19 protein-coding genes and 2 pseudogenes are annotated in these 22466 nt (G+C 59.8%); 11 read left to right on the forward strand and 10 right to left on the reverse strand.

Annotated elements, in window-relative coordinates; genetic code table 11:
• Positions 1-67 precede the first annotated feature (67 nt).
• Entirely contained in the window at positions 68-547 is a 480-nt protein-coding gene (locus tag ACOABP_RS30465) for a hypothetical protein (protein ID WP_474230828.1), read from the forward strand.
• An 88-nt stretch (positions 548-635) separates the two neighbouring features.
• Here ACOABP_RS30465 and ACOABP_RS30470 read toward each other — a convergent pair.
• Positions 636-1040, reverse strand: a pseudogene (locus ACOABP_RS30470) (tyrosine-type recombinase/integrase); the annotation flags it as partial.
• A gap of 121 nt (positions 1041-1161) precedes the next feature.
• Between ACOABP_RS30470 and ACOABP_RS30475 the strand changes: the two are divergent.
• Positions 1162-1365 (forward strand): hypothetical protein, encoded by a 204-nt coding sequence (locus ACOABP_RS30475; RefSeq protein WP_474231402.1) that lies wholly within the window; start codon positions 1162-1164, stop codon positions 1363-1365.
• Between the two features lie 1489 nt (positions 1366-2854).
• Here the strand turns inward: ACOABP_RS30475 and ACOABP_RS30480 are convergent.
• Positions 2855-3697 carry a lysophospholipid acyltransferase family protein gene (locus tag ACOABP_RS30480; protein ID WP_474231369.1) on the reverse strand — a complete coding sequence of 281 codons (843 nt, stop codon included), beginning with the start codon at positions 3695-3697 and terminating at the stop codon, positions 2855-2857.
• Positions 3698-4528: 831 nt separating this feature from the next.
• Here ACOABP_RS30480 and ACOABP_RS30485 point away from each other — a divergent pair.
• Positions 4529-5152, forward strand: a complete 624-nt coding sequence (locus ACOABP_RS30485; RefSeq protein ID WP_474230830.1) for a response regulator transcription factor — start codon at positions 4529-4531, stop codon at positions 5150-5152.
• A gap of 506 nt (positions 5153-5658) precedes the next feature.
• Here ACOABP_RS30485 and ACOABP_RS30490 read toward each other — a convergent pair.
• A complete protein-coding gene (locus tag ACOABP_RS30490; RefSeq protein WP_474230832.1) occupies positions 5659-6135 on the reverse strand; it encodes a hypothetical protein in 477 nt (158 codons plus the stop codon).
• 919 nt (positions 6136-7054) lie between these two features.
• Here ACOABP_RS30490 and ACOABP_RS30495 point away from each other — a divergent pair.
• The 3 genes from ACOABP_RS30495 (at position 7055) to ACOABP_RS30505 (ending at position 9879) form a co-directional block, all read left to right on the forward strand.
• Positions 7055-7453 (forward strand): T6SS immunity protein Tdi1 domain-containing protein, encoded by a 399-nt coding sequence (locus ACOABP_RS30495; protein WP_474230833.1) that lies wholly within the window; start codon positions 7055-7057, stop codon positions 7451-7453.
• 169 nt (positions 7454-7622) lie between these two features.
• A complete protein-coding gene (locus ACOABP_RS30500) occupies positions 7623-8102 on the forward strand; it encodes a hypothetical protein (RefSeq protein WP_474230835.1) in 480 nt (159 codons plus the stop codon).
• 607 nt (positions 8103-8709) lie between these two features.
• Positions 8710-9879 carry a lactonase family protein gene (locus ACOABP_RS30505; protein WP_474230836.1) on the forward strand — a complete coding sequence of 390 codons (1170 nt, stop codon included), beginning with the start codon at positions 8710-8712 and terminating at the stop codon, positions 9877-9879.
• Between the two features lie 334 nt (positions 9880-10213).
• On the opposite strand, the gene ACOABP_RS30510 is transcribed toward ACOABP_RS30505, so the two are convergent.
• The 6 genes from ACOABP_RS30510 to ACOABP_RS30535 all read right to left on the reverse strand — a co-directional run bounded on the left by ACOABP_RS30510 (position 10214) and on the right by ACOABP_RS30535 (position 17017).
• Positions 10214-10846 (reverse strand): nucleoside/nucleotide kinase family protein, encoded by a 633-nt coding sequence (locus tag ACOABP_RS30510; protein WP_474230837.1) that lies wholly within the window; start codon positions 10844-10846, stop codon positions 10214-10216.
• Positions 10847-10971: 125 nt separating this feature from the next.
• Positions 10972-12132: an IS30 family transposase gene (locus ACOABP_RS30515; RefSeq protein ID WP_474230838.1), complete on the reverse strand. Its 1161-nt coding sequence runs from the start codon at positions 12130-12132 to the stop codon at positions 10972-10974.
• 702 nt (positions 12133-12834) lie between these two features.
• Positions 12835-13752, reverse strand: a complete 918-nt coding sequence (copD, locus tag ACOABP_RS30520; RefSeq protein ID WP_474230840.1) for a copper homeostasis membrane protein CopD — start codon at positions 13750-13752, stop codon at positions 12835-12837.
• Positions 13753-13756: 4 nt separating this feature from the next.
• Entirely contained in the window at positions 13757-14146 is a 390-nt protein-coding gene (gene copC / locus ACOABP_RS30525) for a copper homeostasis periplasmic binding protein CopC (protein WP_474230841.1), read from the reverse strand.
• 58 nt (positions 14147-14204) lie between these two features.
• Positions 14205-15185 (reverse strand): copper resistance protein B, encoded by a 981-nt coding sequence (locus ACOABP_RS30530; RefSeq protein ID WP_474230843.1) that lies wholly within the window; start codon positions 15183-15185, stop codon positions 14205-14207.
• A gap of 17 nt (positions 15186-15202) precedes the next feature.
• Positions 15203-17017, reverse strand: a complete 1815-nt coding sequence (locus tag ACOABP_RS30535; protein ID WP_474230845.1) for a copper resistance system multicopper oxidase — start codon at positions 17015-17017, stop codon at positions 15203-15205.
• 200 nt (positions 17018-17217) lie between these two features.
• Between ACOABP_RS30535 and ACOABP_RS30540 the strand changes: the two genes are divergently transcribed.
• Positions 17218-17907 (forward strand): heavy metal response regulator transcription factor, encoded by a 690-nt coding sequence (locus tag ACOABP_RS30540; RefSeq protein ID WP_474230846.1) that lies wholly within the window; start codon positions 17218-17220, stop codon positions 17905-17907.
• A complete protein-coding gene (locus tag ACOABP_RS30545) occupies positions 17904-19322 on the forward strand; it encodes a heavy metal sensor histidine kinase (protein ID WP_474230847.1) in 1419 nt (472 codons plus the stop codon). The genes ACOABP_RS30540 and ACOABP_RS30545 overlap by 4 nt, the downstream gene beginning before the upstream one ends.
• Here the strand turns inward: ACOABP_RS30545 and ACOABP_RS30550 are convergent.
• Positions 19268-19494: pseudogene (locus tag ACOABP_RS30550) on the reverse strand (hypothetical protein); the annotation flags it as partial. The gene ACOABP_RS30545 and the pseudogene ACOABP_RS30550 sit on opposite strands and share 55 nt — an antisense overlap.
• Positions 19495-19626: 132 nt before the next feature.
• Between ACOABP_RS30550 and ACOABP_RS30555 the strand changes: the two are divergent.
• Genes ACOABP_RS30555 through ACOABP_RS30565 form a run of 3 tightly spaced genes read left to right on the forward strand, consistent with a single transcriptional unit; the run spans position 19627 to position 22462 of the window.
• On the forward strand, positions 19627-20601 hold the full coding sequence (locus ACOABP_RS30555; protein WP_474230849.1) for a chromate resistance protein ChrB domain-containing protein: 975 nt from the start codon (positions 19627-19629) through the stop codon (positions 20599-20601).
• A 42-nt stretch (positions 20602-20643) separates the two neighbouring features.
• On the forward strand, positions 20644-21849 hold the full coding sequence (locus ACOABP_RS30560) for a chromate transporter (protein WP_474230850.1): 1206 nt from the start codon (positions 20644-20646) through the stop codon (positions 21847-21849).
• A 19-nt stretch (positions 21850-21868) separates the two neighbouring features.
• Positions 21869-22462, forward strand: coding sequence for a superoxide dismutase (locus ACOABP_RS30565; RefSeq protein WP_474230851.1), 594 nt, complete (start codon positions 21869-21871; stop codon positions 22460-22462).
• Positions 22463-22466 lie beyond the last annotated feature (4 nt).

The raw sequence follows: 22466 nt of genomic DNA on the forward strand, positions 1-22466 counted from the left end.
GCCCACGCCAAGAAGCTGCTCTGGAGCAAGTACACCCCTGCTGCCTCCCCACGCTGAATCGTCTCCGGTGAAAGCGGGGGCTCATAGACAAGCGCCTTCCACCGGCCGTGGCGATGATGACGGATGGACCGATCCGGATCCGCTGTTTGATCCGCAGCATGCGGAGAAACACCTCAAGAATTTTCCGGTTGAAAAGTGGTGCTCATTCGATGAGGCAGCGCCGCTTGCACTCGCGCTTATTGGGGGCCTGGTCGAATGGACGGCATTTCGCATGAACCCGTCGGGGCGGGCGGATCGGCGGCGTGCTCGCACCACCGGTCTGATCGGTTGGAATGACGCGCTGGGTGACCTGTTGGCTCGCACGGCGCCGTGTTTCGGTCTGGAAGTTGTCAAGGCGGAGTTTCTCGCGGCCTTCTTGCAGAAGCGAGACGATGATGGGCTGGACGTGCTCGCCGCGTTCACCAATCGTTTGGTCACGCGCCACGTGCTCGATGCTCCAGTCATCCCCGCTGGGACATTGGAGTTGCTGGAACTTTGCGTTGACTAGGGGTCTGGCCAAGATACGCCAATCCGCTATCATAAGCGTTCAGGTTATGACTTCGTCTCGCCTTATTCTGTGATGGAATAAGGTTTACTCAAGCCATGAACGCCTGTCCGAACTGCCGCGCCCGCTTGACGTCGTCGGTGTGCAGGTAGATCGAGGTGGTCGAAATTGAGGCGTGGCGCAGGTTGTCGCGCACAGCGCTCAGTTCGACCCCCTTGGCTAGCGCGTGGGTCGCGTGAGTGTGCCGCATCCAGTGGGGCGTAGCTCGCCGAAGCTTTTCGGCCAGGGCCGGATGGTCATCCCCAATGACATCGGCCGCGAGGGCGAAGAACCGGCGCATGACCTCCCACAGCCGTAGCGGCCTGATGCCTGCAGTTGTGCCGTCCAGGCTGCCGATCACAGGCGTGGCCGGCTCCCAGCGGGCATGGGTAACGGGCAGGCCCCGCTCCTGCAGATAACGATCCAGTGCCACGCGCGCCAGGGGTGTCAGGGTGACCCGCTCATGTGCACCCTGCCATCGGGGGGGTAATCTGCCCGCGACAGCCTCTGGTCTGAAAGACCCAACCCGATCGGGATGTTTCCTGCGAAAACGCGCTAAGACGAGAACGGACGAAACTATGAAACTTGTGCTCGAAGCGACGTCACGCGAGGTAAAGGAGCTAAAGCTCGCGTTGGTTAGCCTGAAACGGCTTGGACTCATGCGGTCATGCCGACAGTTGGCAGATGGCGCGTACCTCGTCGACGTCGAGAACGAGGTGTTACACGAGTTTTTCGAGGTCGATGTATTGCTCGACAAGATAAAAATCAGCGTCCTGCAATAGTCTCCCGGCCTCAGGTAACGCCCTCGCGAGAGTCGACTTGCACCCGGATCCCCATATTCCAGCGCAAGGAAGCGAGCGCAGAGATTTTGCGAACGCACCGCAAATCCTCAAGTGGCGTGCTGAGATCCGCCAGATGCCGACCCTATTGCGACAAACGTTCGGGACCACGGAGGGCGAACAGGTTTCGTACCTGTTGACACGCGAGTTACTCGTTAAGCCTCTCAAAGTACGGTACGGGCCCTCGCATTGAATGCAGAGTTTTTGTGAACTTCCACGACCTCGCAAGGACACCCAGCAACGCCTGGTGGCACCACGCTGGAACGTCGATGTGCGTTTTCCACATTGCGCGAGGTTACCGACCACGTGGAGACAACGCACGAGTTTGAAACCACAAGGTCGGCTTGGGAGGGCTTTGGTGGCTTTGGCTATTGCAGGGACAAAAAAACCCGCACACGAATTGTGCGCGGGCATCGGGAATGTCATAGGGGTCAATGTCTATAACGTGCCAATTTTGCAGCCCTTCAACTACGCCCGCAACCCGCCCGTAGGCTCGCACTGAACGCTTGTTTCCGTGTGTCACGAGTCTATCGATGCTTTTCCAGTTGCCCCAGTACCATTTCTGGGTCGTCGCTATTGCCCTCGCCGGTCGGCGCTTCGAGCACTATTTTCATGACGCATGTTGGTGGATGGCGACTCCTCGCCAGAAAGGCCCGGCGCCGGGGCGTCGGGCAGAGCGAATCTAGACGGTCTTGGGCCCGGCTCCAGATTGAGTGTATCCAAAGGCGCCTGAGGCAGGCAAACGGCCGTGGCTTGGCGTCGCATCCGTGAGACACGCCAGCAGATCGTCCGTGGCCGAGCCGCGCGCCGCGAACTGACGTGTGCTCGACCGCGCTGGATGCCATAGCCCGAGCAGTTCTCATCCCCGAGCGTGCGATCCTCCGTGCCTCCAGCATAGGCGATGTCGCCCAGTAAGATACCTGCAAGTGTCCGGACGGCCACCCGCAGAGACGTGCCATTTCCGATCGCACGCCGGTGATCCTTGTAGGCCTCCTGCAGCAAGGCTACTGCGCGCTGGACGTGAATGGGGTGGTAAGCGGATTTTTCGGGTCGGAGCTGGCGTACACGCAGGATGGCAGTGCGACAGCCACGAACTGCCGTTTTCCCGGAGCCGGTCACAGTTCCGATGCAGGAAGGCGCGGCGGCGACTCAACTGACATGGGTTTTGCCGTAATGACGTCTTCCTCAAAACACTCCTTCGGCCGGGGCACGATGGACACCTCGGGCCATCCACTGGCCGCGCCGCGTCGCGAGCATGGAACGATCACCGCGTTTCCGTTTGCATATAAGCCATATCGTTTTGCCGAAATCGCGAACGGGCTAAGAAGCTGATTGAAGTACCACCCGCGCGACGGGCCGCGAGATTTGGGCGCCGAACCGGGTTTCGCCAACCAATCGGGTCAGCGTAACACGCCGCTGTATAGCTGCGCCCTCACTCGGCCGGCCGAGCAGGGGCGCCGGGAGGCGTCTTGTAGCGGTTGTAGCTCCAGAGGTATTGTTCCGGAAACCGCCGGATCAGCGTTTCCATCGCACCGTTTATCAGGGTGGCTTGCGCTGCGGGATCATCGGGCATGTCTCCGGGAAGCCGTACCAGATGCAGACGCCATCCGCGCCCGCGTGGCAGGCGCTCGCCCGACGCGAGGATCACCGCCACTTTGACCTGCGCCGCCAGTTTCCCCGGCAGTGTCATGGTGAATGCCTGCCGGCCAAAAAAGGGTACCCACACGCCCTCGCCAAGGCTCGGTGCTTGGTCGGGCAGCAAGCCCACCGCGCCGCCTTGACGCAGCGCCCGCATGAAGGCGCGCACGCCTTGCGACGAGGCTGGAACGGCGGTCAGATCAGAGGTGGAGCGCGCGCTGGCCATCAGCGCTCGCAGATATTCCTTGCGGGGCGTGCGGAACATCACAGTGAGCGGCATCCGCCTGGCAACGTAGCGTGCCGTGATCTCGAAACTGCCCAGGTGTGGGGTCAGGAACAAGATGCCCTTACCCTCGGCGCGGGCGGTGTCGATTACGTCCCAGTCGTCGCAGATCACGCGCGTGATGCTGTCGTCGTTGCGAAACCAGATGCGACAGGTCTCGAGGATCATGGCGCCGGCTTCTGCGGCCGCGCGGCGCGCGAAGCCGGCATCCGGGTAGCCGGCCTGCGCGGCATTCTCCTGCAGGCGTTGCCGATATCGGCCGGGCAAGGCGTAGACGAGACGGCCGAGCGCACGGCCGGTGGCGTGCAGCACGGGCAGCGGTAGTCCTGCCAGCGTGCGGCAAAGCGTTGGCAGCCAGTGAGAGCGAGGTTTGGTGTCCAAGACCGGGACGAAACTAGGGTCGTCTTTCGCGAGTACGAGGAGGTGTTTTTACCGCAGCCGACCGCGCAGATAAAGTACGGCGTTGGAAAACACTGTTGCGCGGCATGGATGTTCTAAGCATGCCGGAAGGAGGCGTAAGTGGCGAGGTGCGCGGCGCGACGCTGAAGGACGCTATGTCTGCTGCATCGCATTCTGAGAGGCTGCCAACTCATCACTGCCTAACTTGATGGGGCGCGTCCTGGCGGGGTCTGCTTTTTTGAAACCGATATCCCTGTCTCAAACGGCCGCTTCGTTGACACCGCTCAGCCTTCTTTTAATATTCGGACGAGTGCCAGAACGGGTCAGGTTCACGGCATCGTTGTGAATTGCGACGGCGCTCGCGGCCAACGCTCAAGGCGTTGGCCATTCCGCCATTTCCCTGGCGGTTGACTTTCACATTCCCGATTGAGGTACAAAAGCCCGTTCGAAATGGCTATCCAAACACCGGCCGCCAGCCGGGCTGAGCGTGGTGACAACCAGTCGCGTTACGGTCTACGGAACCCTTCGATCGTCGCTTCCGTGCGCCCCCCAGTTACGTCGCCAAACTACTATCTAAATGTCTTCGCGTAGCGCGAGCGTCCGGCGTTGAGTAAGCGCCAAACGTCGAATCGATTATTCGCGGTAGCCCTTCTGTTGCAAGCGCGGCCATCTAAAAAGTTCGAAGGCCGCGATGAAAGTTTTTGTGACAGTTCAAAGCTACTTGTTTGGGCCATCGGCTCCGCGTAATGTGATCACACAGACATGTGTAGATTTACGAGGCTCGCCATGACCGGAACCGTGCTTGTGGTGGATGACGATGACAGCATTCGTCGGGCGCTGTGCCGATTGTTGCACGCAAAGGGATTTGTGGCGAAAGCCTTCCCTTCCGCAGAAGAGTGCTTACCGTGCGTGGCTGCCATCCTGGGACCGGCTTGTCTCGTTGCCGATATGGTCCTTCCAGGAATCAACGGATACCAGCTACAAACACAGCTCCCTTCTTACGTTCCGTTCATCATGCTTACCGGCTGTGCGAACGTGAGCCAAACCGTGGATTCGATGCGGGCCGGCGCGGTGGACTTTCTGGAAAAGCCGGTTCCCGAGCAGCGTCTCGTCCAGGCGGTAACCCGCGCCCTCGAGTTGGCCGCGCAACGGATCGTTGACAGAGATATGCGAGCCGCGCTCGATCAGAGAATGCGGCGTCTGACTCCGCGTGAAATCGAGGTGATGGCAATGGTTACGACCGGACTCCGGAATAAACAGGTAGCCAATTTTCTCGGCATTGTCGAGAAGACCGTCAAAGTCCATCGCGCCAACGTGATGAGCAAACTGGAAATCGATTCGTTGGCTGAACTGGTACGGTGTGCGGACAAGCTGGACATCAAGTATGCGCCGCCCGTGATGCCATCGTGAGCAACGCCAAGGAACCCGAGGGGCTACGGCCGGGGCATAGGGTTTTCGATCTAGGACTGTCACCTACCGCGAACAGGGGCTTCGTCTCAGGACGCAAATCGACGAGTACCACCCCGCTGGAAACAGTACCTTAATCCTAATTCGTTCAGCCGCGGCGTCCCTGCCGCGGCTTTTTATCACCTATGCTTCCGGGGTAGGCACGCACGCCGTGATCGCTTAACGGAAATGCCTGGATTGCAAGCGCCTGGTACGCCCGCATTCCGAGTGCAATGGCTGCGTCCCGGCGGCCGGCCTGAGTTGCGCAGCAGTCTAGGGTGGTGGCCCAAGACGTGAGCGCCAGACGGAAGCTGCCGGACGCGAGCGCCAAATCGGGATGGCACCACGCCTCTTGGGCGAAAGAAAATCGAGGCTCGTGCACGCCATTCGCCGGTGATCCGGCATATCAGCCGGAAAAGGAACAGGGTGCGCGCCGCGAGCGCCGTGATTGCCTGGGCTCGAATCGTCAACTAATTCACGGGCGGCACCAAGCGGCGTGCCCCGGCCCCTGACCGCACCGGGCTCAACTCCATTGCACGCTGTTCCAAAAGCCGCTGTAGTTCAGTCGCGCCCCGGTAGTAGTGGGTCAGTACCAGACGCAATTGCGCATCGGCGAGCGGCTCTCGGAGCAACGCGCCATAGGCTGCCGCTGCGCGGCCGGCCTTCTGGATGGCATGGCGCAGCAGAGGCAGTTCGCCGGATTCGGCGGGGGGTGACAAATATGGCGAATCGCGGGTGCGGCCCGCCGCGCCGGCGCCCTTGTCGTCGCCGGCGGCACCGGCCCGGGCGGCCAGTTCGATCGAAGCCAGGCGTTGCATATTGGCGCGGTGCGTAAGCACTGCCCTCATCTGAGGATCCGAGGCGGCCGCAGCCACGGCCGACAGCGCGTCTGCACACTTGAGGGCGTGATCGCTAAGGCGCGCCAGCGACGTGTTCAGTGCATCCACGTACGTCTCCAATGAATGCTCTAACTGTAGGCGAAAGCGTTCGGCGGCGGCTAGCCCGCAATGCGGGCGCAGCTTATCTTGTTCGATTCTTCCCCGTGACCGAAAGCCGCGCGATGTGCTTTCTGGACCGGATGCAACGATGTCGCCTTCGCCGCCGCGCTAGCGCTAGCGGGCCGCCTGGGCTACGCTGCCAAGGCTCCTTCTCGGCGGGGCAAACGGTCCGGCATCAAATGTTTTTGCTGCGTTGCTTCGGATCGCCATGAATTGTCATGGCTAGCCGAGGTCAGCAGCGACACCCACAAGCAGATCCGCCTTTGGCTCTCTGTTCTTCGAACTCGGACGCTTCGAGCCCAATGAATCACATATCAAGCCGGCCGTGACGCCTGACGACCTCCGTGCGCGGTCTTGGCGCGAGCAAAGGAGTTCTCAGCATAGCCGCCCGACGCAAACATTATGCGGGGGGACCGGGTTTTGAGCGCGCCGTTTCCTTGAAACAGAAGGGTGCACGCAGAACGCCGCTTCGCTACTCTGTCAAGGGACCGTCGTGCCGTCCAACCCGAGCGCGGAGATGGGTCGATCAGAAGCTACCGGCCATAACGGCGGCCAACGGCTCGGCCGAGGTCGGCCATGAGCGGCCATACGGTACTCTGCCCCGTTGTGTAGTGGTATTGTTCACACCACCCATGGTGATGCGCATATTCCGGTAGCCATTGATGGGCCCGTGCGTGACAGTTTCCCAGCGAGATCGATAGTGTTTGAGATTTTCGAGAATGCCTTTCGGCGTGATCGCAGCGATCGTCTGCCAGACATTGGCCCATCACCTGAGCCAGGCCAGCATCTTGCCGCGCGATTTGGTGGATGCACGTTTGAGCGGGGACTCTATCGGGTTCTGCGACTCACAGACGTTCCGAAAGTGAAGATGCTGGTCGACGCGGGATTCCCGTTCTTGGCAAGACGAGTCCTGCCGTTTTCTACTGACTGGCTCGGCCGCGTTTTCGCCGCTGACGCCGGCAGGCTCGACAGAGGGGAGCCGATGGTGCTAATGCTGGAGCCCGGCACAGGGGAAGCGCTAGAGATCCCTTGCACCATTAAGAGCTTCCACGACCGCGAGCTGATCGAATATAAGGATGCCGCACTTGCTGCCACATTTTATGACGCTTGGCTTGATCTTGGCGGGAGCATTCCCGAAGCCACGCAGTGCATAGGCTATAGGACGCCCTTGTTTCTGGGCGGGAAGGACGACGTAAGCAATCTGGAGGTGGCGGACCTTGACGTCTACTGGACGCTCACCACCCAGTTGCGTGTCGGGATCCAGTGAGCGGCGCTGATCAGGTGGGACGGAGCCAGGTCCTGCCAGCGGTCCTTCAGCCAACTTGGCGCAGTCGTCCGAGGACGGCCAGTAGCGGCCAGTCCCGAGCAGTGGAAATATCGGCGACAATACCTGCCTCCAAGTACTTCAACGTGCTCCTGCAAGCATGGGACGGGTCATGACATCTCAAGTCAATCTGGAAAGTCGTAAAGCAGGGTTCCAACAGTTCTACGTGGAGCTGATGCCGGTCCTTGTCGACTTTGTGGGAAAAATGGGCATCAGTCCCGCACATGAAGTTCTGCGTCATGCCGGCCAGTTCGCTCCGCTACTGGGTAACGCTCTGCGGTCCATGACGGTTACGAACGCCGAAGACCGGCTATGGCTTCTTACCCGGATGAGCTACTTCATTGGTGAGTATTTTGTCCAGAAGTATGGCGGCTGCTGGTACGTGAACGAGGTCCCGGAATCACGGTATTTTGGCCGCTATGTTGTTGGACGATTCACCGGCCTCGGCAACGACCTGCCTATGCTCGATCCATTTCAAGTTGCACAGGCATATGTCGATGAGCCTATCCCCAGGAATCTGGAGAAACTGGTGGCGGCAGTAGATGCGGAACTGGCCGATTGGAAGTCGACCACAGTTGCGCCGAACAACTGAACCCATGGAAGACCGCTAAGGGTCGATGGCTGCCGGCGGGCTAGCGGCGGCAATATCCCCGCATCAACCCCGTCTGATCCAAAGCGCAGAAGCCTTGCCGCAGATATCGAGATTCGCGCAACTTTGGACTTCGCTCGCTCAACGTTGCATTGCCGCCCAAAAAGCTCGGCGAGTGCGGACGCAGGACGGGATTTGTCCCTCGAACAGGGGACGCGGCAATCCTCATGTCTTGTTAGAATCGCGCGCAACCGCCACGGGGGTCGGCGATTTTTCAATGGTTTCGGGTCGGGTCCATGCCGGCGTGCACTGCACCGGTCGGCAAACAAGATAAAAAGGAATAAGAGCGATGCGAGCGATAAGTCGACTTGCCAGGGCATGCACTGCCCATTGGCGCACAGGCCTGCTGGGCTTCTCCCTGTGTGCGGTCCTGGCTGCTTGCGGCGGAGACGGCGGTAGCGAGACGCCCGCCACCCCCGCATCGCCCCCTCCTCCAGTGGCTGGCGGCCCAGCCCCGGCGGGTCCAGTTGCAACGTATTCGGTGGGCGGCACAATCGCTGGCCTGATCAGTGGCACACAGGTAACGCTGCTGAACAAGGGTGGAGACACGTTGACCGTCAATGCCAATGGCACGTTTGGCTTTTCAACTGCCATCGCTTCGGGCAGCGGATACGCAGTCAGTGTCGGTACGCAGCCGCAAGGGCAGACCTGCACCGTATCCAACGACTCCGGCACGATCGTTGCCAGCAACGTTTCCAGCATCAGCGTGACGTGCATGCGTATCGCTTATGCCTATGTCGTAAATCAGGGGGCCGACACCATCTCGCAATACACGATTGGTGCCGATGGCGCACTCACGCCAATGGCTACTGCCGGTGTCAACGCTGGCAACTATCCGTCCTCCGTCGTCGTGGATCGGGCTGGCAAGTATGCCTACGTGGCAAACACTTTGGACAACACGGTTTCGCAGTACACGATTGGCGCCGACGGTGCGCTCTCGCCGATGGCGACGGCAAGTGTCGGCACCGGCGCAGCCCCGGTTTCCGTGACCGTGGATCCGTCTGGCAAGTATGCCTATGTGACGAACCAGGTAAGTCGCAGCATTTCGCAGTACACGATTGGTGCCGACGGCGCGCTCTCGCCCATGGCAACAGCCAGTGTCAACATCAGTGGCAACTCGAATTCAGTAGTCGTGGATCCGTCTGGCAAGTATGCCTACGCAGCCTGCTACTCGAATAACACCGTTTCACAGTTCACCATCGGTGCCGACGGCGCGCTTTCGCCGATGGCTACGGCCAGTGTCAATACCGGCACTATGCCTGAGTTCATTACCGCGGATCCGACTGGCAAGTATGTTTATGTAGCAAACCAGAATTCGAACAACATTTCGCAGTACACGATTGGCGCCGACGGCGCGCTCTCGCCTATGACAACAGCCACTGTCAGTACCGGTGTCAACCCGAAATCCATTGCTGTGGATACAACTGGCAAGTATGCCTATGTGGTAAACGAAGGGGACAATGCCGTTTCGCAGTACACGATTGGCGTCGACGGTGCGCTCGCGCCAATGGCTACGGTCAGAGTCAGTGTCGGCAATGTCCCGATTTCCGTCAACGTGGATCCGTCCGGCAAGTATGCCTATGTGGCCAACTATGGGGGCGGCTCCGTTTCTCAGTTCACGATTGGCGCCGATGGCGCGCTCTCACCAATGTCATCGGCTTCCGTCGGCGCGGGAATTCTGCCCATTTTTGTAACGACCACCTACGCCGCGACGCACTAGTAGCAAGTGCCGTCTACCTGCTCATCGGGACCACTCTCCCAAAATAGATGGACGCTGTTTTGGATCGGCGGTATTCCAGCATTGCCGCCGTCGCGTGTCAGGACGCAACCCTTTGCTGGGTTGAACACGCAGTTCAAAGCTGGGGAAATTTCGACAGAAGCCGGCTGCCAGTAGCGGTCGGTCGACCTCGCCGTCCAAGTTGAATAGCCGAGATCTCGTCCGCTGTCGCTCAACGACCGATTTCAGGCGAGCGAGTTGTCGGTGGCACTGCCTCAACCCGGCCAAAAGCCGTCGTCCGGACAGGAACCTGGTGGACTGTGCGAGGTCTACGGCGTCATTCGCCGAACCCTCGCGTTATTCTCGGATACTCTGGATCAGAGTTGTCGATAACGATGGATGCACAACGCGCCGGATCGCACTCGCGAATGTAGTGCTGCTGGCCCTCGATATATCGACGATTCAAAGGAGCGCCGAGATCCGAAGGTCCCCCATCGCGGGCTGCAAGCCGCGGGATCGACTGGGCAAACTGAACGTCTAGATAGATCGACAGATCCCAATAGTCTCGCAACTCGGGGCGGTGTAAGAATATGCCATCGAATATCAAAATATCGCCCGGATTGGCCTGCCGCATATCGCCATCGACGGCTGAATCAGAATAGTGGTCGAACGCCGCCGGGCGGTACAGCCCCGCACCTCCAGGACTAAGCGGGTCCAGGAGCAGATCTTTTAGCCTGACATAGTCATAAGAATCAGCGTAAAAGCCTATCGGCGACATTCGTCCTGAGCGATATCGTATGACTTTAGGATTGTGAAAGCCATCCACTGAGCTTCTTATAACGGGCAGTCCTCGCGCGACAAGTGCTTCGCCAAGAATACCTGCGAAGGTTGTTTTTCCCGCCCCATCGTTACCATCGATTCCGATTCGTGTGATAAAGGCAGTTTTACGATGCAGAATGGCTTCGACCACCTTGGAAACGACGTTCGTCCGAATAGGCATCTTGCTTTAGGCAGTTTACTTTTTCGCGACTGTATCAGATCAGAAACTGTAACGATCACTGTCGCGGGAGCGACGGTCCGCTAAGGGTTGCGGATTCAACCGGTCGATGCAACGTACTGGTGAAACCTTTCAGCCGGCGTATCGAAGTTCAACGTCTTGCGAGGGCGCTCGTTTAGTCGCCGGGCTACGGCGTTGAGTTTCGCTTGCGAATATGCTGAGAGGTTGGTGCCCTTCGGAAAATACTGCCTCAGCAGTCCATTCATGTTTTCATTCGAACCGCGTTGCCAGGGATGCTGAGGGTCGCAGAAATAGACTTGAATATTTGTCGCCACAGTGAAGCGCTTGTGCCCGGCCATTTCTGTGCCCCGATCCCAGGTCAGCGATTTGTAGAGCTCCTGCGGCAGCTTCCTGACGTGCTTGATCAGCGCATTGACCACGGCCTCAGAATCCTTGCCAGCCGTCTTCACCAGCATCACGAACCGGCTCTGGCGTTCAACCAGCGTTGCGATTTGGCTGTTAGCGTCGCCGAATAGCAGGTCGCCCTCCCAGTGCCCTGGTATCGCACGATCTTCGGCCGTGGCAGGACGTTCACTGATCGAGACGGCGTCCGCGATGTTGGTGCGTCCCTCAGTCTTCATTGTGTACTGGCGCGACCGACGCATGACTCTCGAGCGCCGCAAATGCTCCAGCAACTCCTTCTTCAAAGCGCCACGCGCCTGAATGTAAAGGCTACGATAGATCGCCTCGTGTGACACCTGGTAGTCCTTGTTGACCGCATAGACATGCTTGAGCCAGCCCGCAATCTGCTCGGGGGACCACTGCAGCCTCAGCTTGCCGGCGACGACCCGCGCCAGCACCCGGTTCCTGACAAGCTTACAAAGCTTCGGACGACGCGCTCGCTCCCAGGCCAGTGCGTCGGCCTGGCTCGCGCGATAGCTCTGCCGCCCGCCATTGCGCTCGAGCTCACGGCTAATGGTAGACGGAGCGCGATTCAGCCGCGATGCAATGGCCCGAATCGAAAGCCCTAACGCCAGCGAGCGCGATATCTCCTCACGCTCGGCAAACGTCAACGCTCGCGCGGCGCGATGGCGTTGTGCTGGTCGAATGCCTCCCGCGTCCGACAAGATCCTCTGGACTGAAGAGTGCCCGCGATCAAATAGCCTGGCGATCTCATGGATCGTGTCACCCTTGCGCCAGCGATCCCACATGAGTGCCTTCTGCGTCTCGGAATAATAGATCCTCGGCCTCTGCTTCATTTGCAACACCTCCACTGCTCACACAGATTCTAGGTGTTGCATCGACCGGTTGAATCCGCCGTCGGCAAGAGTCCTTGTCGAAGTCAAATTCTAAGGATTCTGGCGATCGGCTTCGGCATCACGAAGGTCAGCATTCAGCACCCCGTAACGGCTTGCCCTACCGTGCCTACTTTTGCGTCATTTCCCTTCCCCGCGACAAGAGTGCTCACGATTGCTCCGCCGCTCGGCATGCCAATTGCCAAGAGCCCCCGGCCACTGAGGCCAAAAGATCAGCGCAATCGCTTATAGGGCGGCTTCATCCCTGACCAGTCTAGGGCCGCAGGCTAGCGAAGGGTGCACAGGTTTCCGCTTGAGCACTCTGGGGGTGGCGCGGTTCGCGGTGTGCGGCTGCTTCGTCTTCGCCCTGGCGCAGGACATCGGTGGCCCTGAGGTCCAGTGCGTCGCGACGCTGGCGCGCACCAGATAGCAATGGGCGGAGGACGTCAGCGTGCTGGATGCAATAAGCATAGCGACTGGGAGAGGCGGCGAGTATGTCGTCATATTTCGTTTGCAACGGCGTTTGGGTCTGGACGAAAACACCTCGAACTGGCCGCGCCCGAACAGCGGTTGGTATTGGGCAGCCGATTTACGTGCGGCGAAGCAGCACGGAACAACGTACTCGTCAATGCTGTGCGCGGTCCAGCGTCTTGCTCATTTCCTTTACTAGGCTCCGGCAGGAGATAGGACACCAAGCGACGCTACGAGCCCCAGGATCAAGGTTGCTGCGAGTGACTCAAGAAGCAAACTTCCTCGAAGGACACAGACGGCATCGGCGTAATCTCCGTTCCGCGCCGCGAGCGCGACCCGCGGGCTCAAACGGAACCGGTTGGCTGCCGCCAAGAGAAGCATGACACCGAAGAGCACCAGCTTGATGACCAACAATCCGCCGTACGAATTCGGCTTAAGCTCTGGCAGAACGGGGCCCGCGATCAGCCAATAGTTGGCTACGCCCGTAACGGTCAGCGTGGCGACGATGGTTGTGCCAACACGGGCAAAACCCTCTGTAGTGCGGCTGAGCCGTTCGACATGGGCTCGCGTTGCTGTGGCCCGCGAGAGTACGATAAACACAGAAAGCGCGCCCACCCAAGCACCGGCTGCCAGTAAATGAGCAATGTCGGAAGTCAGATGAGCGTATCGCCGCGGGCCTTCGTCCATCGCGCCGTGACCGCCCCACGCCAGCGTCGACAGTGCAACGGCGCCGGCCAGCGTAAGCACGGGAAGGCGCAAGCGGGAAAACCGTGAAGTCGTGGTGGCCGCCAGGATGACGAGCAACAAGGCAACCAATCGCACAGACCAGGCGGCGCCGAAGTCAGTTCCGGTCACCATCATCTCGAACACATGGCTTTGCAGCTCCGAGTAGGAATCGGCACCGGTCATTGCCTTTGCCATTACGGCCATACTTGCAAGGGACAGCACAATCCCCAGAGCTGCGGCGGTCCCGCTGACTATCACAAGCGTCGTCCCGAGGCGCGACGCCCTCTCCTCCCGATTCAATGCGTACGTGCAGAACAGAGGGATACCAAACAATAGGGTCAGGTCAAGATAGAGCGAAAAACGGACTGCAACGGTAACCCAGTCCATCGCGTCACTTGACCGTGAACGAAATATTGCCGTTGATCGGATGCGTGTCAGAGGACACCGCGCGCCACTCAACACGATAGGTGCCTGGCTGCAACGGTCGCAATGGCGTAATCACCATGACCTTCGGATCGCTGCTACCGGAAACATCGCTGGCGATCTTCATTGGTGCATGGTCAGCCATACCCGGCATACCAATCATCGTCAGTTTCGCTCCGGAGAACTGAGTGACCAGATTCTCCGAGAAATCAAGTTCGATTCTCTGCGGTGCGCTAGTCAGCTCCGCCTTGTCCGCCGGCGTCGAGGACAGCAGTTTCGGATGTGCGAGAGCGGCCGCACTCACGATGACAGCAGCGAAAGCCACGGTGATACGGATCAGGGAAAGGGGCGCTTGCATGACAGGTCTTCTCTTGGCTTGAAAATACAAAGATTGGTAGATGGAAAAGCAGGCGCACTCAGAACCACATGCGGACGCCTGCGACAAATCGAGTTTCTCCGCTGCGCCCGCCTGAGGCACGCACCATGTCTGCGGCGCTGCCGAACGTCTGGTAGCGCTCGACGCCGATGTACGGCGCGAACTGGCGGCTGAATTCATAGCGCAGGCGCAGACCGACGGTGCCGTTCGAGAGCCCACTGCCGTTTCCGGTTTCGGGATCATTCTTGCCGTACAAGTTCGCCTCCACGCGCGGCTGCAGAATCAGGCGCTGCGTGATCAGCATCTCGTACTCCGCGGAAAACCGGAGGGCTGTACGCCCTTCCGCGCCCACATAGCCCGTGGCATCGACTTCGAACCAGTATGGCGCCAGCCCCTGAACACCAAAGGCCAGCCAATTGCGCGCCGGACGTCCATATCCGGCATCGTTCCGAATGCCTAACTGGGTATCCCAGTAGGTAGCGACGGCATGGCCCCATAGCAACTCCGTGCGCGCCTCCGAAAAACGCCCTTTCACCAGATCGCCTTCGGCCTTGATGACAAACTTGTCAAAGCTGCTGCCGATCCAGGCCTGAGCTTCGTACGCGGTTGCGTTGCTACCGTTCCCGTGCGTCCACTCCAGTCTGTCCACTAGCACCGACCCGAAGATATGTTCGTCTGCCATGTGCAGAGACCGATGCGGGCCGAGCGCGTATTTGCCCGCGCCAAGCTGATACCCGTCCGAATAGCCGTTCGGGTCGCGCGCGTCAGCCGGGGCGCTGCCGCCCTGCATACGCATCGAGCCGTGGTCCATACCCTGCATCGAGCCGTGGTCCATGCCCTGCACCTGGCCGTGGTCCATGCCCTCCATCTGACCGTGGTCCATACCCTGCATCTGCCCGTGATCCGTGCCCTGCATGGTGTCCATACCGTCGTCAGGCGACTTGGTTGTCTGGGCCCGTGCCCCGGTAAACATCGCCGATGCGATCAATGCGGCGGCGAGCGTGGTCAATGAAGAACTCATTGTTTTTCTTCTGAAGATCATGCGACCACCACCTCGCGGAACATGCCCGCATCCATATGCAACATGAGGTGACAATGCCAGGCCCATCTGCCCAACGCATCCGCGGTGACAAGGAAGCTGATTCTCTGTGCCGGTTGCACGGCGATGGTGTGGCGCCGGGCAAGAAAGGTGCCGTCTGGCGATTCCAGTTCGCTCCACATGCCATGCAGATGCATGGGATGGGTCATCATCGTGTCGTTGTGCAGGATGACCCTTAGCCGTTCGCCATGCCGGAAGTGAATGGGCGTGGATTTCCCATACTCGACGCCATCGATGGACCAGGAGTACCGCTCCATATTGCCAGTCAGGTGCAACTCGACTTCGCGCCCAGCCCCCCGCATGTCCATCGGGCCGCCGATCGTGTGCTGATCGGCAAGCGTCAGGACCCGTCGGCCATTGTTGCGCAGGCCGATGCCGGGATCGTCGAGGTTGGTACGTGCCATATCGACTCTCATGTCGGTCTTGGCGTCGTATTCGGTCCGGGCGTGGCGCGCCACGGTGCTCGGTATCTTCAGCGACGACGTGCCGCTCTTGCTCGTGGGGCTGACAGCGGAGTGCCCGCCGTGGCCTCCATGGGTACCATGGCTCATGCTTTCCATCGCCGCAGTGCCCGTGCCACCGCCCATGCTACCCATCATGTCCGTCATGCTCAGCCACTCCACGGCATCCGGGCTCGGCACGGGTGCAGAAAGGCCGGGACGGACCGCCAGCGTGCCGCGCGCATAGCCGGTGCGGTCCATCGACTGCGCAAAGATCGTATAAACGTCGTCTCTTGGCTCGACCACGACGTCGCACGTCTCACCCGGACCGAAGCGGAACTCGTCAACCGTCACCGTTTCGATGTTCTGCCCATCCACCTGGAAGACTTTCAGCTTCAGGCCAGGAATCCGCACGTCGTAGAACGTATTGCCCGAACCGTTTATGAAGCGCAACCGCACTTTTTCGCCAGCTTTGAACAGCCCAGTCCAATTGCCAGCGGGCGTGATGCCGTTGGTCAGGTACGTCAGGGTTGCACCAGACAGATCCGCCAGGTCGGTCGGATTCATCCGCATTTCGTTCCACATTTGCCGCTTGGCCAGCGCTTTTTTCAGGCCATCCGACGAGACATCGCGAAAGAAGTCAATGACCGTTGGTTGGTTGTAGTTGTAGTAATCGCTCTGGACTTTTAACTTGGACAGAACGCGCATTGGATCTTCGTCAGTCCAGTCCGATAGCAGCACCGTGTGGTCGCTGTCGGTCTGAACGCCATCCAGGCCAGAAGCCGGATCGACGATCAAGCCTCCGTAGACGCCCGTCATTTCCTGGAAGCCCGAGTGAGAGTGGTACCAGTAGCTTCCCGACTGCGCCACCTTGAATCGATAGGTGAACGTCTCACCGGGCGGGATACCCGAAAAGCTGATGCCAGGCACCCCGTCCATTTCGAAAGGAAGAATGATGCCGTGCCAGTGGATGGACGTAGGCTCGCGCAACCGGTTCGTTACCCGGATCGTGACGGTGTCGCCCTGACGCCAACGCAGTGTTGGTCCGGGCAGCATGCCGTTGACGGTGGTGGCAATGCGCGGCGAGCCAGTGTAGTTGACGACTGACTCTCCGATCACCAGGTCAAAGTCGGTTCCGCTCAGGACGGGTGCACGCCCCAACGCGGCTTCCGCAGCGCGCTCAGGTGCTTGAGCCCAAACCGGCAATCCCACGCCGGATAGCCCGGCAACGACGCCGCCGGCGGCCAGTCCTTGCACGAAGCGGCGGCGCGGAAGACTTGGCAGTATTAGGCGTGGCGATCTGTCGCGTCGCATTGATTATTCCCTTTTTCTCGCTGTCATCATGCCGCTTGGGTCGGCAACCATGATGTGCAGAATAGCGAGCCCGGACTCACCACCAACTGACTCGAACATTACATTCCGGTAAGGTTGCTGTCATGTACGCGGCGGTGTCGGTAGACTTCCGCCGTTGAGTGCCTTGGGAGGACTCAAAGCCCACCACAGGGAGATTTGGAATGAAGTTGCTGGTCGTGGAAGACGAGCTGAAGACTGGCGAATACCTGCGCCAGGGCCTGACCGAAGCGGGTTTCGTGGTCGACTTGGTGCGCAATGGCGTCGATGGTAGGCACCTGGCCACGAGCGAAGCTTACGACCTGATCATCCTCGACGTCATGCTGCCCGACCTGGACGGCTGGCGCATCCTGCAATCCATCCGCGCTGCCAAGAACTCGGTGCCCATACTGTTTCTTACCGCCCGTGACAGCGTTCTGGACCGCGTCAAAGGCCTCGAACTGGGTGCCGACGATTACCTGGTGAAGCCCTTTGCCTTCTCCGAGCTTCTTGCCAGGGTCCGCACCCTGCTGCGCCGCGGCAACGTACAGCTCGCCATGGAGCGCGTCCACGTAGGCGATCTGGTTCTGGATCTGACGCGCCGCCGGGCCACGCGCGCCGGCAGGCGCATCGTGCTTACGAGCAAGGAATTTTCCTTGCTGGAGCTGTTCGCACGCCGGCGCGGCGAGGTGCTACCCAGGTCTCTGATCGCCTCGCAAGTTTGGGACATGAACTTTGACAGCGACAGCAATGTCATCGACGTCGCCATCCGCAGACTGCGGGCAAAGATCGACGACGAATTCGAAGTGAAGCTACTTCAGACGGTGCGCGGCATGGGTTACGTGCTGGAGGAACCAGACGAGGGACGAGCATGACACATCGTCTGTCGTTGACGATGCGATTGACCATCCTGTTCTCGCTCTCGTCTGCAGTTGTCCTTCTTGGCTTGGGTAGCCTGATTTGGCTGGCGATGGACAGGCATTTCGCTACCGAGGACTACATGAACCTCCGGGACAACGTCCGCTTGATTGAAAAGGTCTCGCGTGACACGCCAGGCGAGCAACTGCAGGGGCGCCTAAGCGAAATGGTGGGTCACCACCCCGGCTTCGTCGCTCAGGTACGTACCGCCGACGGCAACATCCTGTATGCGACCGAAGGTTTTGACTTCCACAACGCACAAGGCGCGATGGGTCGGGATGCCCCGGGGGACCAGACCTTCACTTGGCACCAAAACGACAGGGGGTACCGCGGCTTGAAAGCCCAGCTGGCGTTGCCCGGCTCCGCACTCAGTCCACTGACTGTCGTCGTAGGGCAGGACACCGAGATCCACGCACACTTCATGCACGCCTTTCGCCAGTCTCTCGGCCTGTACGTCGCCATGGCCGTGATTGCCAGTGGCCTGATGGGCTGGGGGGTCGCCAGGCGCGGGTTATTGCCATTGCGCATGATGGCGTCGCGTGCCAGCGGTGTGACAGCAAACAAACTGGACGCGCGGATGCCCGTCGATACTGTCCCCGTCGAAATGGGCGATCTCGCGGCAACATTGAATGCCATGCTGGAGCGCCTGCAGGCAGCCTTTCAAAGGCTTTCTGAATTCTCGTCTGACCTTGCCCACGAACTACGCACGCCGATCACCAATCTTCTGACACAAACACAAGTTGTGTTGTCCCTGCCGCGAGAGAACGTCAAGTACCGGGAAGTGCTGGCATCGAATGCCGAAGAGTTGCAGCGCTTGGGCAGGATGGTGTCGGACATGCTCGATCTGGCCAAGATGGAACACGGCATCACCCTGCCGAATGAAGATGTGATCCGGGTCGACGACGAAGTACGGGCGCTCTTTGATTTCTACGATGCGCTGGCCGAAGACAAGGGGATCAAGCTGCTCGCAGAAGGGATGGGAAGTATCGTTGGCGATCGCTTGATGCTGCGCCGCGCGTTAAGCAACATACTCTCCAACGCCATTCGGTACACACCACGCGGCAAGCAGATCTTGGTGAGAACCTCCGAAGGTTCCAACGCAACCGTCATCCTGATCGAGAACGAGGGCGAGGCGATCAGTCCGGACGCCCTTCCACACCTTTTTGACAGATTCTTTCGTGCCGACAAGTCCAGAGCGCGCGAAGGCGCGGAATCCACGGGATTGGGGTTGTCAATCACCAAGGCCATATTGGACGCCCATGGCGGCAACATCCTGGCCGAATCATCCGCCGGCAAAACGCGGTTCATTCTTACGTTTCCAAAATCTGCGCCGACGGGCAAACTGCGCAACGCTTCGACCGAGTCTCGATAGTCGCGCGGGTTGGCACGCTGATCGGAAAGCGTGCCAACCGATCCATCACCTCCTCCACGTCGTCGCCACCATTCGCAGAAAATACGATGCTCCGGACCGCATCGATATTGAGCCCGTATCGCCCGACGGCCGCGCGGTCGTTGCCGCCCCCGATGTAGCACCCGCCGACCAGAAGATCTCCCACCACGACCAATGCGATATGCCTCATGAGCAACTTTATGTGGTGGGAAAAGCAACGTCTCACGTACTTTGTAGAGATCGCTACAACATTGAAGTAGTGAATACAGCCCGCTAAGCTGGCTGCATGAACGCTCTTCCATCTCCCCCCGAGACTGCCTGGCTATTGCTTGTCGTTAGCCTGCCAACATCTGCCTCCACTGCTCGCATGCGATTCTGGCGCGGCATCAAGGCGCTTGGAGCCACAGCACTGCGCGACGGGGCCTATCTACTCCCCAATCTGCCAGGACTGCGAGCACCTTTGCAGGCACTGGCCACAGATGCGGCCAGTGAGGATGGCAAGGTCTGGATGCTGTCCGTACAGGCCGCTGACGACCGGCAGGAGGCGGAGTATCGCGCGCTGTTCGACCGGTCGACCGAATATGCCGAATGGATGGCCGAACTATCCAGCGCCCGTTCAACATTGTCCGATGCGGATGAGGCTGAGCTGCTGCGCGTGGCACGCCGGCACGGTCGAGTCATCGACGCTATCCGCAAGATCGATTTTTTCCCTAACGAGGCGTCCGTCCGTGCTGAAGCGCAGTGGCGCGACTTTAATGCCGCGATCGACATCATGCTTTCGCCGGGCGAGCCGCACGGAGTCGCCGGCCATATTCCGCGGCGTGACCCTACCCAGTACCAAGGGCGCCAGTGGGCGACCCGTCGGCATCTATGGGTGGACCGTGTTGCCTGCGCCTGGTTGATCCGGCGCTTTATCGATCCTCATGCTGCGTTTCTCTGGCTCGAAGATATCCGTCAGTGCCCGGACGACGCGCTCGGATTCGACTTTGATGGCGCGACCTTCACACACATGGGCGACCGCGTTTCGTTTGAGGTGCTACTGGCCAGCTTCGGACTCGACGAGGACAAAGGGCTTGCCCGCCTCGGCCAGATGATCCATGTGCTGGATGTCGGCGGCACACCCGTTGCAGAAGCCAGTGGTTTCGAGGCCATGCTGGCTGGTGCACGGGATCGCCTCCCTAACGACGACGCACTGCTGGATGAAGTCGGCTACGTCCTCGACTCGCTATATACGCACTTCTCAAGCGCGCGCAAGCGCTAGTCGTTGCCAATCCACAGAGCTCCAGACGAATACACAGACAAGATGAACGCGCCCCAATCACCCGAAACCACCGCAGCAGGTTCGGTACACAGCGCTCCCACTTATACGCTGAGCCAACTGGTGATGTATTTCCTGCGGCTTGGCACCTTCGGCTTTGGCGGTCCTGTGGCGCTTGCCGGCTACATGCACCGCGACCTCGTCGAGGCAAAGCAGTGGATCACAGATGCCGACTACAAGGAAGGCCTTGCCCTGGCGCAACTGGCGCCGGGACCGCTAGCCGCTCAACTGGCGATATACCTGGGATACGTCCACTATCGCATCGTTGGCGCGACGCTCGTCGGCGTCGCCTTCGTGCTGCCGTCATTTCTAATGGTGCTGGCACTCGGTTGGGCGTACATGCGCTTTGGTGGCCTGACCTGGATGCAGGCGGTGTTCTATGGCGTAGGCGCTGCAGTGATTGGCATCATCGCGATCAGCGCGCACAAGCTGACCAAAAAGAGCGTCGGAAAGGACAAGTTGCTCTGGTTCATCTATCTTGTGCTGGTGGCTGTTACGGTCATTACTGAATCGGAAGTGGCGTGGCTGTTCCTCGCAGCCGGCATTCTCGTCTGGCTCTGGCGTGCGCCGCCGAAGTGGCTGCGCCAGGGCAAGCTGAATGCGCTGGCGGCAACCCCGTTGCCGGCTGCAAGCGGCATGATGAGCACGTTGGATTGGCCCATGCTTTCGCAGATCGGCGTGTTTTTTGCCAAGGCGGGAGCCTTCGTCTTCGGGTCGGGCCTTGCCATCGTGCCGTTCCTGTACGGTGGCGTGGTGACGGAGCACCACTGGCTGAACGACAAGCAGTTTGTCGATGCAGTCGCGGTCGCCATGATCACACCCGGACCGGTTGTCATCACAGTTGGCTTCATCGGCTACCTGGTCGCCGGGCTGCCTGGCGCGTGCGTGGCTGCGGCCGCAACCTTTCTACCGTGCTACCTCTTCACAGTTCTGCCGGCACCGTATTTCAAAAAGTACGGAAAACTACCCGCCATCCTGGCGTTTGTGGACGGTGTCACGGCAGCAGCCATTGGCGCAATTACCGGCGCGGTGATCGTACTGGCGAAGCGGTCGATCGTTGACATCCCGACGGCGTTGCTGGCCCTTGTCACCGTGGCGCTGCTTCTGAAATTCAAGAAGCTCTCCGAACCCATGATCGTTGCCGGAGCAGCCTTGATCGGCCTGGTCGCTTATCCGTTGGTGCATCACTGAGATGCCACAGGAGGCCCTTATGACCTACGAAATGAAACCGCTGCCTTGCGACCCGCAAACGCTGCCGGGCCTCTCAGAGAAGCTGATCGTCAGCCACTATGAGAACAACTACGGGGGCGCGGTCAAGCGACTGAACACCATCACGGCGGAACTGGCGGCGCTCGATATGGCGACTACCCCCGTGTTCATGCTCAATGGACTGAAGCGCGAGGAACTCATTGCGACCAATTCCATGATTTTGCACGAGGTGTACTTCGACAGCCTCGGTGACGGCGGTCTGCTGGACGGTGCTCTAAAAACGGGGATCGAACGTAATTTCGGCTCGATCGAACGCTGGCAGGCCGAATTCACCGCGATGGGCAAGGCGCTCGGCGGCGGATCGGGCTGGGTGTTGCTTACCTACTCGCCGCGCGACGGCCGGCTGATCAATCAATGGGCCTCGGACCATGCCCATACCTTGGCCGGGGGTAAACCGATCCTGGCGCTTGATATGTATGAGCACTCCTACCACATGGACTACGGCGCGAAGGCGGCCGCATACGTGGACGCATTTATGCAGAACGTCCATTGGCAACGGGCCGCCAACCGCTTCGCGACCTCCGTACGAAACTAACCGA

The organism is Cupriavidus sp. HE11 (genome assembly GCF_056097175.1).